General features: G+C 70.0%; 13 protein-coding genes. 4 read left to right on the forward strand and 9 right to left on the reverse strand.

All coding sequences use genetic code 11. The features are described 5' to 3' along the window. Positions 1-324: 324 nt before the first annotated feature. The 3 genes from LIG30_RS24550 to LIG30_RS24560 all read right to left on the reverse strand — a co-directional run bounded on the left by LIG30_RS24550 (position 325) and on the right by LIG30_RS24560 (position 3321). On the reverse strand, positions 325-915 hold the full coding sequence (locus LIG30_RS24550) for a thiamine phosphate synthase (RefSeq protein ID WP_038716379.1): 591 nt from the start codon (positions 913-915) through the stop codon (positions 325-327). A 55-nt stretch (positions 916-970) separates the two neighbouring features. After that, a complete protein-coding gene (locus tag LIG30_RS24555) occupies positions 971-2311 on the reverse strand; it encodes a hemolysin family protein (RefSeq protein WP_038716380.1) in 1341 nt (446 codons plus the stop codon). Positions 2312-2400: 89 nt separating this feature from the next. Continuing rightward, positions 2401-3321, reverse strand: coding sequence for a DMT family transporter (locus LIG30_RS24560; protein WP_038716381.1), 921 nt, complete (start codon positions 3319-3321; stop codon positions 2401-2403). A gap of 242 nt (positions 3322-3563) precedes the next feature. On the opposite strand from LIG30_RS24560, the gene LIG30_RS24565 reads away from it, so the two are divergent. Together LIG30_RS24565 and LIG30_RS24570 are read left to right on the forward strand one after the other, a co-directional pair. Further along, positions 3564-5186, forward strand: a complete 1623-nt coding sequence (locus tag LIG30_RS24565) for a CHAD domain-containing protein (RefSeq protein ID WP_038716383.1) — start codon at positions 3564-3566, stop codon at positions 5184-5186. Positions 5187-5242: 56 nt separating this feature from the next. Continuing rightward, on the forward strand, positions 5243-6082 hold the full coding sequence (locus tag LIG30_RS24570) for a TOBE domain-containing protein (protein WP_038716384.1): 840 nt from the start codon (positions 5243-5245) through the stop codon (positions 6080-6082). 139 nt (positions 6083-6221) lie between these two features. Here LIG30_RS24570 and LIG30_RS24575 read toward each other — a convergent pair whose 3' ends face one another. From LIG30_RS24575 to LIG30_RS24590, 4 genes are all read right to left on the reverse strand, one after another. Then, a complete protein-coding gene (locus LIG30_RS24575) occupies positions 6222-6923 on the reverse strand; it encodes an ATP-binding cassette domain-containing protein (RefSeq protein ID WP_038716385.1) in 702 nt (233 codons plus the stop codon). Position 6924: 1 nt separating this feature from the next. Next, positions 6925-7599, reverse strand: coding sequence for a molybdate ABC transporter permease subunit (gene modB, locus LIG30_RS24580; protein WP_038716386.1), 675 nt, complete (start codon positions 7597-7599; stop codon positions 6925-6927). 10 nt (positions 7600-7609) lie between these two features. Beyond that, the gene (gene modA / locus LIG30_RS24585) at positions 7610-8407 is read right to left on the reverse strand and encodes a molybdate ABC transporter substrate-binding protein (protein ID WP_038716388.1); all 798 of its coding nucleotides are present in this window, start codon (positions 8405-8407) and stop codon (positions 7610-7612) included. 167 nt (positions 8408-8574) lie between these two features. Further along, complete coding sequence (locus LIG30_RS24590) at positions 8575-9273, reverse strand: phosphatase PAP2 family protein (protein WP_038716389.1); 699 nt, start codon at positions 9271-9273, stop codon at positions 8575-8577. A gap of 247 nt (positions 9274-9520) precedes the next feature. On the opposite strand from LIG30_RS24590, the gene LIG30_RS24595 reads away from it, so the two are divergent. Both LIG30_RS24595 and LIG30_RS25780 read left to right on the forward strand, forming a co-directional pair. Then, a complete protein-coding gene (locus LIG30_RS24595) occupies positions 9521-10648 on the forward strand; it encodes an extracellular catalytic domain type 1 short-chain-length polyhydroxyalkanoate depolymerase (RefSeq protein ID WP_038716390.1) in 1128 nt (375 codons plus the stop codon). 82 nt (positions 10649-10730) lie between these two features. Beyond that, positions 10731-10907, forward strand: coding sequence for a DUF3563 family protein (locus LIG30_RS25780; protein WP_083494172.1), 177 nt, complete (start codon positions 10731-10733; stop codon positions 10905-10907). Between the two features lie 103 nt (positions 10908-11010). Here the strand turns inward: LIG30_RS25780 and LIG30_RS24600 are convergent, their stop codons facing one another. Next, positions 11011-11430: an organic hydroperoxide resistance protein gene (locus LIG30_RS24600; RefSeq protein WP_038716391.1), complete on the reverse strand. Its 420-nt coding sequence runs from the start codon at positions 11428-11430 to the stop codon at positions 11011-11013. Between the two features lie 185 nt (positions 11431-11615). Continuing rightward, the gene (locus tag LIG30_RS24605; RefSeq protein WP_038716393.1) at positions 11616-12068 is read right to left on the reverse strand and encodes a MarR family winged helix-turn-helix transcriptional regulator; all 453 of its coding nucleotides are present in this window, start codon (positions 12066-12068) and stop codon (positions 11616-11618) included. Between the last annotated feature and the right edge of the window lie 57 nt (positions 12069-12125).

Here is a 12125-nt window from a genome sequence, read left to right on the forward strand (position 1 = left end):
AGGGCGCTGTTCACGCTAATAACGGGCTTGCGCTGGCCGCCAGAAGGGCCGAGCGCGAGGAATGCGACGAAGCGAATACTCGACGTATTCGCGAGGAGCATGACGCGGCGATCGGCCCTTCTGGCGGCCAGCCCCACGAAGGAATTTTTCAAAGACAGGGGAACGAGCCTTGCCGGCCGCATTGCGGCGTCGGTCGTCGCTTGTTTGGCTCGGCCAAACGGCGCTCCTCCCTCCTTGCACGCGCCCGCAGGAAGTCCCCTTGGGGGACAGCCGGCAAGGCTCGTTCGCAAGCCCGTTATTAGCGTGAACAGGCCCTAGCCAACGTCACCAGAAACCGCGAATGCCCGCGATGCCGTGCGCGCCGTGGCGGCGCGCGTCGGCCAGATGCGCGCGGGTCATGCCGCCGAGCGCGTAGACCGGCAGCGCGACCTGCGCGGCCCATTCGGCGAAGCGCGCCCAGCCGAGCGTCGGCGCGCCGGGATGGCTCAGCGTCGGCAGCACCGGTGACAGCGTGACGAAATCCACGCCGATGCGCTCCGCGTGCTGCAGTTCGGCGAGCGTATGGCAGGCGGCGCTGACGAGCCGTCCGGCCGGAAGCGGCCGCTGCGCGGCGGCGCGCAGCAACGTGCCGTCGAGGTGCCAGCCCGCATTGCCCAGCCGCACGACCGATTCCGCATCGATCCTGCCGTTGAGCATCAGGCGCGCGCCTGCCGCGTCGCAGTGGGCGAGCGCGGCGGCGGCGAGCCGCCGGTACGCATCCGGATCGAACGATTTGACGCGCAACTGCACGAGCGTCTCGCCGCGCGCCAGCACGGCCGACAGGCGCTCGAGGAACGCCGCGCAGTCCGCCTCCGACGCGGACGCCGGTTCCGGCGTGACGACGTAGCAGGGCGGCAGCGGACGCGAACCGGTCATGCCGGGATCCGGCCCGCCGGGGACGGGCGGCGGGCAGGGGCGCGACGGGCCGCCGTCATTCGTCGGCTTCCTTCGCGATCTTCGGATAGACGCGCACCAGCACGATGCGCGGCCCGTTCATTTTCTTCACGACGACGTCGAAGCGCTCGAACGACACGCGCTGGCCTTCGGCCGGCAGGTCGCCGAGCGCCTGGATCACGAGGCCGCCGACGGATTCCGCGCGCCCTTCGTCGATGTCGATGCCGAGCGCCTGCTCGAGCGACACCACCGGCAGGCTGCCCTTGCCCATCAGCGTGCCGTCGTCGAGGCGGCTCCAGTCGGCGGCGCCCTGGCGGAACTCGTCGTGGATCTGGCCGACCAGCGCGCCGAGCAGGTTGTCGAGCGTCAGGAAGCCGATCGGCTTTTCGTTCTTGTTGCCGACCAGCGCGAAATGCGGCGCGCCCTTGCGGAAACGCCGGAACAGGTCCAGCGCCGGGGTGTCGGGCTTCACGTACTGCACCGGGCGCACGTAGTCCGACAGATCGTCGAGCGCCGCGCCGGCATGCCGCGCGAGCAGCAGGTCCTTTAGGTGGATGAGGCCGCTCACCGCCTCGCACGACGCGTCCTCGAACAGCGGATAGCGGCTGAAACGGTGCCGCGCGACCACCTGCATGTTGTCCTGCAGCGGGATGTCGCGGCGCAGCCCGATCATCTCGTTGGCGGGCCGCATCAGGTCCGAGACGGTCATCGACGAGAAGTCGAGCGAATGCGCGAGCGTGTTCCACTCGTCGTTGCTGTAGGTCGCGCGGGCGGATTGCGATGCGCCGCCGGCATTGCGGCGGCTGCGCAGGATGAGTTTCAGCTCGTCGGTCGAGTAATGGGCGTCGCCGCCGTGGTCGGCGGAAAGCCCGGCGAGCCTCAGCACCGCGTTGGCGCTCGTGTTCAGCACCCAGATTGCCGGATACATGGCCCAGTAGAACCCGTAGAGCGGCAGGGCGACCCACAGGCCGACCTTCTCCGCCTCGCGGATCGCCATCGATTTCGGCGCCAGCTCGCCGACGACGATGTGCAGGAACGAGATCAGCGAGAACGCGAACACCAGCGACACGAGATGCACGAGCGGCGCGGACGTGACGCCGAGCAGCGCGAGCAGCGGGCCGATCAGTTGCGCGAACGCGGGCTCGCCGATCCAGCCGAGGCCGAGCGACGCGAGCGTGATGCCGAGCTGGCACGCGGACAGGTACGCATCAAGGCGGCCGTGGACGATGCCGAGGATGCGGCCGCGCAGCCCGTGCTTGCGGGCCAGGGTCTTGACGCGCGTGGCGCGCAGCTTGACGAGGCCGAACTCGGCCGCGACGAAGAAACCGTTGAGGGCCACCAGGAACAACGCGCCGATGAGCGCGAAGAGCTGAATCAAGGAATCACTCCGGAAATGACCGGCCCGTCAGTATGGGGCCGGAAGGAAAGCGTCATTATTGCAGGGAGCGCGGGTCGGCCGCGCGCCGGTCACGCCGGCAGCGCGTCCTCGTCCTTCCGGTCGGCGCCGCGCGGCAACAGCTGGCACGCGAGCAGGCCGGCGAGCATCAGCGCGCAGCCGAGGAGCCCGCGCAGCGTCAGCGTTTCACCGAGCGCGGCCCAGCCGGCGATCGCGGCGAACACGCCTTCCATGCTGAAGATCACCGCCGCGTGTGCGGGCGCGGCGTCGCGCTGCGCGACCACTTGCAGCGTATAGCCGACGCCGACCGACAGCAGCCCGCCGTAGAGGAGCGTCGGCAGCGCGCCGCGCAGCATCGGCACGCTGATCGGCTCGACGACGAGGCCGGCCGCCAGGCAGAGCGCGCCGCATACGACGAATTGCATGAACGCCAGCACGAGCGGGTCGTGCCGCCGGGCGAGGTGGCCGACCGCCAGCACGTGCGCCGCGATCACGACCGCGCCGGCCAGCTGGAACCAGTCTCCGTAGAGCATCGAGAAATGCTCGTCGACGCTCAGGAAATACAGCCCGATCGCGGCGAGCAGCGCGCCGAACCAGGTGCCGGCGCCGATCCGGTGGCGCGCGAAGATGCCCATCAGCGGCACGAGGACCACATACAGCGAGCTGATGAAGCCCGCGTTGGCGATACGCGTGTACTGCAGGCCGATCTGCTGCAGCGAGATCGAGACCGCGAGCAGGCAGCCGAGCGCCACGCCGGGCAGCAGCAGCGCGGGCGCGCGGCGGATCGCCGCGCAGTGCGCGCGCGACGCGGCGTTGAGCGCGAGCAGCGGCACGAGCACCGCCGCGCCGAGCAGGAAGCGCAGGCCGGTGAACAGGAACGGGCCGATCACGTCGAGGCTGAGCCGCTGCGCGACGAAAGCCGACCCCCAGATCGCGGCGGCGGCAAGCATCAGCAGGTTGGCGCGGAGGTGTCTGCGGGCGTCGTGGTTCATGAAGGCTTGTAAGGCGGCTGTCTGACGAAACCCTACAGTCTACGCCGACATCGGGCGGCTGTCGGCAAACCGTCACAATGCGGCGGCGCGCGCATTGCACGGCGCATGCCTTGACCCATCCGGCACAGAGCCGCCGGTCGGGCGCCCAGGATGGTTTGGCCCCGTGTACTATGGAAGATGGATCGAGGAACCACGCCGGCGGCAAAGGGGCCGCCGGCGGATCCTCCCGAGCAGGAGCTTCCATGTCGCGCGTGCTGGAAATCGTGCTGTGTCTGTCGCTGGAGGGCTGGCAGCCGGCCGGCGCGAGCCGCGCGCGGAGCGCGCAGCGGGATTTCGGCACCGAACTCGGGCGCGCATGGCGGATCTGCCCGCAGGTCAGGATGCGCCGCGGCTGCGAACGCCTGACGATCGAGCCGTGCCGGCTCGTCGAGGCCGAGCCGAGCCCTGGCGCCCCATGGCGGACGTGGGTGGAAACGTCCGCGCAGGGCCGCCGCGTCGTCGCGTCGCGCGCGCAGGCGTTCGCGCCTGGCGTGACGCTACGCGAGTTGTTCGACGCGGAGCATGCGGGCATCGTCGTCGCGGAGCCGGGGGCGGAGCTGGCCGACCCGTCCGGGCAATCCGGGAAAACGAAGCAAACGGAAGCACTCGAACAGCCGGAAGCATCCGGGCAGCCGGCGCCATCCACGATGGCGCGCATCCAACTCGTCAGCGACCGGCGGCGCGGCCACTGGGCTGACGACAGTGGTGTGACGGTCGAGATGACGCTCGATGACGTCACGATCCACGACGGCGCCGCGCCGCGGCGTCATTGCGAGCTGCGTCTCGCCGCCCCGGACGATGCGACACCGGGCGCACGCGCCGCCGCGCTGCGCGCGCTGTTCGCCGCCGCACGCGAGTTGAGCGGCGCGTGGCCCGCGCTCGCGCAGCTGGCGAGCCTGATCGACCGCGCGTGCGACGGCACGCTGGCGGCGAGCGCGCCGGTGAAGGCGCGGCTCGTCGACCTGACCGGCATCCGCACGCAGCGCGCGGCGCTGTTCGCGCTTGCGGGCAACGTCGCCGAGCAATGGCTCGGCAATGAAGCCGGCGTGCTCGCCGCCGACGATCCCGAATTCGTGCACCAGATGCGCGTCGCGCTGCGCCGCCTGCGTACCCTGATGCGGCTGTTTCCCCGCTATGCGGATGGCGGCTGGCAGCAGGCGTTCGCGGACGATCTGCGCTGGCTCGCCGGGCTGCTCGGCGCGGTGCGCGACTGGGACGTGTTTTCGACACAGTTGCTGCCCGCGCTGATGGCCGCCGACGGCAACGGCACGGAGGGCTGGGCCGGCACGTGCGACGCGGCGCGTGCGCAGTGCGCGGCGGCACGCGTCGAGTTGCGGCACGCGCTGAATTCGGCGCGTTACGCCCGTTTGACGATCGGCTGGCTCGAGAGGCTGAGCGGGTTCGCGCTGCCGCCCATCGTCGCCGACGACGCGCCGTCGCTCAAGCGGCACGCCGCGACGCGCGTGCAGCGCCTGTTCGGCCGTCTGTACGGCGTACCGGCGCTCGCGACGCTCGATGCGGCCGCGCGGCACCGCGTGCGCATCGACGCGAAGCGCCTGCGCTATGCGCTGGAGTTCTTCGCGTCGCTGGCGTCGCGCCGCACGCGCAGCGAAACGGTCAAGACGCTCGCGCGCGTGCAGACCGTGCTCGGCGACGCGAACGACACGGTCATCGCGCTGCACCGCCTCGAGCAACTGGGTGCGTTGCCGTATCAGCTCGGCTTCGTGCGCGGCTACGGGGCGGCGCTCGAACAGCACGCGGTGCGCGACGCCGAGGCGCTGCTGGGCGCGCTGCGGCCGCCGAAAATCGCGGGCAAGCGGAACTGAGCGGCGGCACTGGCCACTGACCCTATAATGCCCTTCCGACTTTTTTCGAACGACCGATGAATCCCGATCCGCACCTGCCGCCTGCCGCCGAGCCGCTCGAACTGGGCGGCGAGCTATGGCTGCGCGCCGGCGCGCAGACACTGGGCGGTGCGACGCGCATCGCGCTGCTGTCGGCGATCGGCGAGACCGGCTCGATCACGCGCGCCGCGAAGGCGGTCGGCATCAGCTACAAGGCCGCCTGGGAGGCGGTCGACACGATGAACAACCTGGCCGGCGAGCCGCTCGTGTTGCGCTCGACGGGCGGCAGGGGCGGCGGCGGCACGGTGCTGACGCCGCGCGCGTCGGCGCTGATCGCCGCGTTCCGCGCGATCGAGCGCGAGCATCGCCGCTTCATCGACGCGGCGAGTGCGGCGGTGGCCGGCTTCGAAGTCGATTGGGCGCTGATCGGGAGAATCGGAATGAAGACGAGTGCGCGGAATCAGCTGTTCGGCAAGGTCGCGTCGATCGCGCGCGGTGCCGTCAACGACGAGGTCTCGCTGACGCTGCCCGGCGGGCAGACGATCGTCGCCGTGCTGACGCACGAAAGCACCGAGACGCTGGGCCTGCAGGTCGGCGCGCCCGCCTGCGCGCTCGTCAAGGCGTCGTGGATCCTGCTTGCGGTCGACGAGGGCGGCGCGCCGGCGCTCAGGCTGTCGGCGCGCAATCAGCTGCGCGGCGTCGTGGAAGCAGTCAAGGGCGGCGCGGTGAACAGCGAGGTGACGCTGTCGCTGGACGGCGGCGGGACGCTGGCCGCGATCGTCACGAACGAAAGCGTCGACGCGCTGCAGCTCGCCGCCGGCCAGCCGGCGATCGCGCTGTTCAAGGCGTCGAGCGTGATTCTCGCCGTCACGGGCTAGCGACAGGCCCACCGGGCGGTCACATGCGGCGTGCGTGCGTTGCCGCCGGGACTGCCGTTCGCGACGCGTGTGCCGCCGCGGATGCCTGGCGTATTCGCGACGAGGGCCGAGTCTCGCGTCAGGCCGTGCCGTCGCGGCGTCACGCCACGCGGCTCGTCCATGCGGTGTGCGGCGTGCCGCCCCGCACGCGGCCTTCGTGCAGTTGCACGACCTGATCGCCGAACGCGGCGACGTCGTCCGGGTCGTGCGTGATCAGCACCATCGGAATGTCGAGCCGCGCCTGCAATTCCGCCAGTTCGTCACGCATGCGCGCGCGCATCGCGCCGTCGAGCGCCGAGAACGGCTCGTCGAGCAGCAGGATGCGCGGTTGCGCGACGAGCGCGCGCGCAAGCGCGACGCGCTGCTTCTGCCCGCCGGAAAGCTGCCCCGGATAATGGCCGGCGAGCCCTTCCAGATCGAATGCGCGCAGCCAGTACGCGACTTCCGGCGGCAGCGATTTCGCGCGCGGGTTGCGCCAGCCGGGCATCAGACCGAACGCGATGTTCTGGCGGACGTTCAGATGCGGAAACAGCGCGTAATCCTGGAACAGATACGCGATGCGGCGTGCGCGGGTCGGGATGTCGATGCCGCGCGCCGAGTCGAACAGCGGCTCCCCGTTCAGTTCGATCGCGCCGGCGTCCGGCGTCAGCAGCCCCGCGATCGCCTGCAGCGTCAGGCTCTTGCCCGCGCCCGACGGCCCGAACAGCACGACGCGCTGCGCCGCCGCCGCAAACGACACGTCGAGTTCGAAGCGGCGCTCGGCGGTCGCATAGGTCTTGCGGATGTCGACGGCGAGGCTCATCTCAGCGTACCCCCGTCAACGCGCGCGGCGGCACGAGGCGGCCGGCCGCGAGCAGGACCACGACGCACGTGATCGACGTGACCAGCACGAGAACATTCGCGGTGCTGTCGTCACCGGCCTGTACGGCCGCGTAGACGGCGACCGACAGCGTCTGCGTGCGGCCGGGCAGGTTGCCCGCGATCATCAGCGTCGCGCCGAATTCGCCGAGCGCGCGCGCGAACGCGAGCAGCGCGCCCGCGAGGATGCCGCGCGCGGCGAGCGGCAGCGTCACCCGAAAGAACACGGCGGTCTCGCTCAGGCCGAGCGTGCGCGCCGCGCGTTCGAGCTGCGGGTCGACGCCCTCGAACGCGGCGCGCGCCGATTTCAGGATCAGCGGAAACGCGACGACCATCGACGCGATCACCGCGCCTTGCCACGTGAACACCAGCTGGATGCCGAGCCCGTCGAGCCACGCGCCGAGCACGCCGCGCCGCCCGAGCAGCACCAGCAGGTAGTAGCCGAGCACGGTCGGCGGCAGCACGAGCGGCAGTGTCAGCAGCGAGTCGACCACGTCGCGCGCACCCGAGCGCCAGCGCGCGAGCGCGTAGCCGGCCGCCACGCCGAGCACGACGTCGAGCGCGGTCGCCCAGCCGGCAACCTTCAGCGACAGCAGCAACGGGACCCAGGCATCGTGCATCGTGACGGACTCAGTGGGCGGTGGCGGGCTTGAAGCCGAATTTCGCGAGTACGGCCTGACCCTGCGGCGACAGGACGAAATCGACGAACGACTGCGCCTGGCCCACATGGCGGCTGTCCTTGACCACCGCGATCGGGTAGGTGATCGGCGTCTGCGTCGGCACCGTCAGCGCGACCTTGACGCGCCCCGGCATGATGGCCGCGTCGGTGCCGAACACGAAGCCGGCGTCGACTTCGCCGCGCGCGACGTAGTCGAGGCTCTGGCGGACGTTGGCTGCCAGCACGCCCTTCGCGCTGACGGCGTCCCAGACGCCCGCCGCCTTCAGCGCGCCCTCGGTGTAGCGGCCGACCGGCACCGAGGCCGGGTCGCCGTACGCGACGCGCCTGATGCCCGGCGCGGCCAGCTCGCGCAGCGACGCCGGCACGCCGGGGCGATCCGCCGGCACGATCAGCACGAGCGAGTTTGCGGCGAAGTCGCGGCGCGTGGCGGGCGCGATTACCTGTTCGGCGGCGGCGCGGTCCATCGCTTTCTGATCGGCGGAGGCGAACACGTCGGCGGGCGCGCCTTTGGCGATCTGCTGCATCAGTACGTCCGACGCGCCGAAGTTGAACAGGATCTTTTCGCCGGGGTGCTGCTTCTCATACGCGTCGCCGACGGCCTTGAACGCATTCGTGAGGCTGGCGGCCGCCGACACGACGAGGTCGTCGGCGGCCTGCGCGGGCGCATGCAGCGCGATCCCGAAGGCAAGCGCGGCGAGCGGCAGCAGGCGGCGCAGGGCGTGGCGAAGCGGGCGGACGGATGAGCGCATGGCGGAATCGGTCGAGTGAGCTGAACCGTAATCGTAATATAGACGGGGTGATAACGCTCGGCATACGTGTCATGCGGCTGGGCGCGCGCACCGGGCCTTGCTCGTGCGTGAACGCGGGTTGCCCGTGTCGGTGAGGGCGGGAGTGGGCGGCGACGGCCCGCCGCCGCTTACGCGCGCAGCGCGCGGTCGTGTGCGCCGGTGCGCTGCAGCGTCGCAGGGTGCGACGCCGGGCGGTAGTTCGGATTCGCCTTCCAGCGCGCACGCACGAACGGGCGCTCATGGCCGGACAGTTGCAGCGCGACCTGCGTGACCCAGCGGTGCGACGGCACGGTGATGCCGTGCAGCGCGACGGTGACCAGTGCGAGGCTTGCGACGACCGCCGCCACCGACCAGCGGTGCGGCTCGGCATGCCACGATCCGTAGATGAACACGAGTGCGGCGAGCGCCCCGACGATGCAGCCGGTGATCGACTCGGACGGCGAATGCGCGTCGAGCGCGACGCGCGACACGCCGACCGCGACGCCCGCGGCGAGGCCGAGCGCGATGCCGGCCAGCCGGATCGGCGTGCGCGCGCGGATCAGCATCAGGAACATCGCGACCGGATAGACCGACGTCGAGAGCATCGCGTGACCGCTGAACCCGGTGAAATTCCACGCGCGAATGCCGATGCCCCAGCCGAGGAATGCGATCTTCGTGAGCGCGACGACGCCGATCGCGGCGCCCAGTACGGCAAGCCATGCTGCGGCGCGGCGCCACGAATAGCCGAGCACGAGCCAGATCGCGATGGTGACGGCGAGCGGCAGCGTCAGGCCGGCACCGCCGAGCGCGGTGATCGAAATCCACAGGTGAGACGGCAGGTCGAACATCGGGGGCGGAAGACAGGCTGAGGCGAGATGAATGCTTATTTAACGCGCGAGCCGGGCAGAGCGACTACAACGAATACAAGCGACGAGCCATCAGTATAGCGGCGCCCGCCCGATCGTCCGATTTTTTGCGTCGCGGGAACGCATCGCGCGCAGGATAAATCCCGCAAACAGTGATATTGTGCATTGCACAAAGTCAATGCACCGCGCCATTCGTGGTGTCCCCACTTTCTGACTGCGAGCCCGATTGATGACGAAAAGTCTGACAAAAATGTGGCTGAGCGGCGTGAGGCGCATGCTGAACCCGCAGGCGAAGCGCGCGGCGCACGAAGCGCAACGCGCGGCACTCGACGTCATCGACGTCATCGAGGCCGCCGCATCGCATGCCGAGCCCGACCTGCCCGCATCGCCCGCCGTCCGCGAGTCGCGGGTGCGGCCGCGCGCGGCCGCGTGGGCGGCCGGCGAATGGACACGCGGCGAGTATCCGATGACGCCGGCCGTCGGGCGGCTCGTCCAGCATCTCGGGTACGGCTTGTACGTGCCGTCTGGCGGCCGGCGCGGCGCGATGCCGCTTGTCGTGATGCTGCATGGCTGCCAGCAGAACGCCGACGAATTCGCGCAAGGCACCCGGATGAACCTGCTGGCCGATCAGCACGGCTTCGCGGTGCTGTATCCGGAGCAGTCGCTGCGCGCGCACGCGCACGGCTGCTGGCACTGGTACGAGGATACCGAGCGCGCCGGCCGCGGCGAGGCGCACACGGTCGCGGCGCTCGTCGGCGCGCTCGTCGACCAGCATGGCTTCGATGCGTCGCGCGTCTATGTCGCGGGGCTGTCGGCCGGTGCCGGCCTGGCGTCGCTGCTCGCGCTGCATGCGCCGGCGCGCTTCGCGGCGGTCGCGCTGCATTCAGGCCCCGCATTCGGCGAGGCGCATTCGGGCATCACGGCAATGGACGTGATGCGACGCGGCCTGCGGCACCACCCCGCCGCGCTGGTGGACGCGCTGGTGGCGCCGGGCACATACCCCGGCATGCCCGCACTGATCGTGCATGGCGACGGCGACCGCGTTGTCGCGCCGAAGAATGCGGATCATCTGGCGGTCGAGTTCCTGCGCCTGAACGGGCTGGCCGACAATCACGGCATGCTGTCGGGCGCCGAGCAGATCGAGACGCATGAGCATGGCGCGGCGACGACCGATTACCGGCGTGAAGGCAAATCGGTCGTGCGCCTGTGCCACGTGAAGGGGCTCGATCACGCCTGGTCGGGCGGCGACGAGGCGGTGCCGTTCCATGCCGCGGTCGGTCCCGATGCGAGCGCGCTGATATGGTCTTTCTTCGAGCCGCATCGCCGCGTCGTGGCGAGGGCGCGACACACGGCCTGATCGTCGCTGGCAGGGGGTAGGGGTTTTCCCTATAATGCGGGTAAACACCTAAGTAAAAACCCTTGGATTTGCGAGATCGATCATGTACCTGCTGAGCCATCTGTTCCTGATGTTGACGAAGTCTTCCGAGCAGGCCGCGAAAGAGCGCGCCAATGCTTACCTGGCAGGTGCGAGCGATCTGAATGACCTCGAATTCCGCATGCGCAAGCTCGATCGCGATTCGTCCTCGAGCCGCGCATCCTGGATGAGCGCGCGCTGATCGCGCGCCGGCCACCCATCCGGCCACCCGGCAATCCGCGCAAAAAGGGCGCGTGCGGCGAACAGCCGCACGCGCCCTTTTTTTTTGCGGGACGCGCGTCGCGTCAGGCGAGCACGAGCCGCACCGGCACGTTGTTGCGCGTCGCGTTCGAGTACGGGCACACCTGGTGCGCCTTGTCGACGAGCGCCTGGGCTGACGACTGCTCCAGGCCGGGCAGCGACACGCGAAGCTCGATGTCGAGCGCGAATCCGCCCGCGTCGTTCGGCCCGATGCCCACTTCCGCGGTGACCGTCGTGTCGGCGGGGAGCGCTTGCTTGCTCTGGCCCGCGACGAACTTCATCGCGCTCAGGAAGCACGCCGAATAACCGGCGGCGAACAACTGCTCGGGGTTCGTGCCTTCCGCGCCGGTGCCGCCCAGTTCGCGCGGGGCGGCGAGCTTCACGTCCAGCTTGTTGTCGGCCGAAATCGCGCGGCCGTCCCGGCCGCCCGTGCTCGTTGCGCTCGTCTTGTACAGAATGTTCATCGTGCTGCTCCCGTCGGGATTGAGGAAAGCGGCCCGGCTAAGCGAATTGCCGCCGGCCACGGAAGAAATATAGAACACTAAACATTAGTGCGCAAATTAAATTTGCAAAAAATTGCCCGGCCAGGCCGGGCGGGCGTCTCGGGGGCAGCGGCTGGGGTCGGCCACCGGGGGGGCAGTCGCCGCCGTCAGCAGTCGGTGTCGGCGGACAGCGCGTCGTGCAACTGCTTGAGATCGGCGCGCAAGCGGACGAGGAACTCGGGCGTCTGCCGCATCGCGCAGAACAGGTCGGCCGGCACCGAACGCGCCTTTGCCTTCAGCGCGGCGCCGTCGGGCGTGAGGCGCACGTTCACGACGCGCTCGTCGTCGGCGCTGCGCGCGCGTTCGACGTAGCCGAGCGCCTCGAGGCGCTTGAGCAGCGGCGTGACGGTCGCGGGGTCGAGTGCCAGGCGGGCGGCGATGTCCTTGACCGCCACATCGTCGCGCTCCCAGAGCACGAGCATGGCCAGATATTGGGGATAGGTCAGCGACAGCTTGTCGAGCAGCGGCTTGTACGCTTTCGTCATCGCATGCGAAGTCGAATAGAGCGCGAAGCACAATTGCTCGTCGAGCGTCTGCGGGGGCGGGGGCGGGCGATTCATGATCCGGTCGTGCCGGGCAGCGGCACAAACTATTCGTGTACGAACGATTGTGCGCGC

Origin of the sequence: Burkholderia sp. lig30 (genome assembly GCF_000687455.2) — a bacterium.
In the GTDB taxonomy this organism is placed as follows: Bacteria; Pseudomonadota; Gammaproteobacteria; order Burkholderiales; family Burkholderiaceae; genus Burkholderia.

Excerpts from the sequence above, each read along its gene's own strand:
- modA (WP_038716388.1), bottom strand. The coding sequence starts at position 8,407 with ATGCGCTCATCCGTCCGCCCGCTTCGCCACGCCCTGCGCCGCCTGCTG.
- LIG30_RS24570 (WP_038716384.1), top strand. The coding sequence starts at position 5,243 with ATGAATCCCGATCCGCACCTGCCGCCTGCCGCCGAGCCGCTCGAACTG.
- LIG30_RS24605 (WP_038716393.1), bottom strand. The coding sequence starts at position 12,068 with ATGAATCGCCCGCCCCCGCCCCCGCAGACGCTCGACGAGCAATTGTGC.
- LIG30_RS24600 (WP_038716391.1), bottom strand. The coding sequence starts at position 11,430 with ATGAACATTCTGTACAAGACGAGCGCAACGAGCACGGGCGGCCGGGAC.
- LIG30_RS24575 (WP_038716385.1), bottom strand. The coding sequence starts at position 6,923 with ATGAGCCTCGCCGTCGACATCCGCAAGACCTATGCGACCGCCGAGCGC.
- LIG30_RS24560 (WP_038716381.1), bottom strand. The coding sequence starts at position 3,321 with ATGAACCACGACGCCCGCAGACACCTCCGCGCCAACCTGCTGATGCTT.
- modB (WP_038716386.1), bottom strand. The coding sequence starts at position 7,599 with ATGCACGATGCCTGGGTCCCGTTGCTGCTGTCGCTGAAGGTTGCCGGC.
- LIG30_RS24550 (WP_038716379.1), bottom strand. The coding sequence starts at position 915 with ATGACCGGTTCGCGTCCGCTGCCGCCCTGCTACGTCGTCACGCCGGAA.
- LIG30_RS25780 (WP_083494172.1), top strand. The coding sequence starts at position 10,731 with ATGTACCTGCTGAGCCATCTGTTCCTGATGTTGACGAAGTCTTCCGAG.
- LIG30_RS24565 (WP_038716383.1), top strand. The coding sequence starts at position 3,564 with ATGTCGCGCGTGCTGGAAATCGTGCTGTGTCTGTCGCTGGAGGGCTGG.
- LIG30_RS24590 (WP_038716389.1), bottom strand. The coding sequence starts at position 9,273 with ATGTTCGACCTGCCGTCTCACCTGTGGATTTCGATCACCGCGCTCGGC.
- LIG30_RS24595 (WP_038716390.1), top strand. The coding sequence starts at position 9,521 with ATGACGAAAAGTCTGACAAAAATGTGGCTGAGCGGCGTGAGGCGCATG.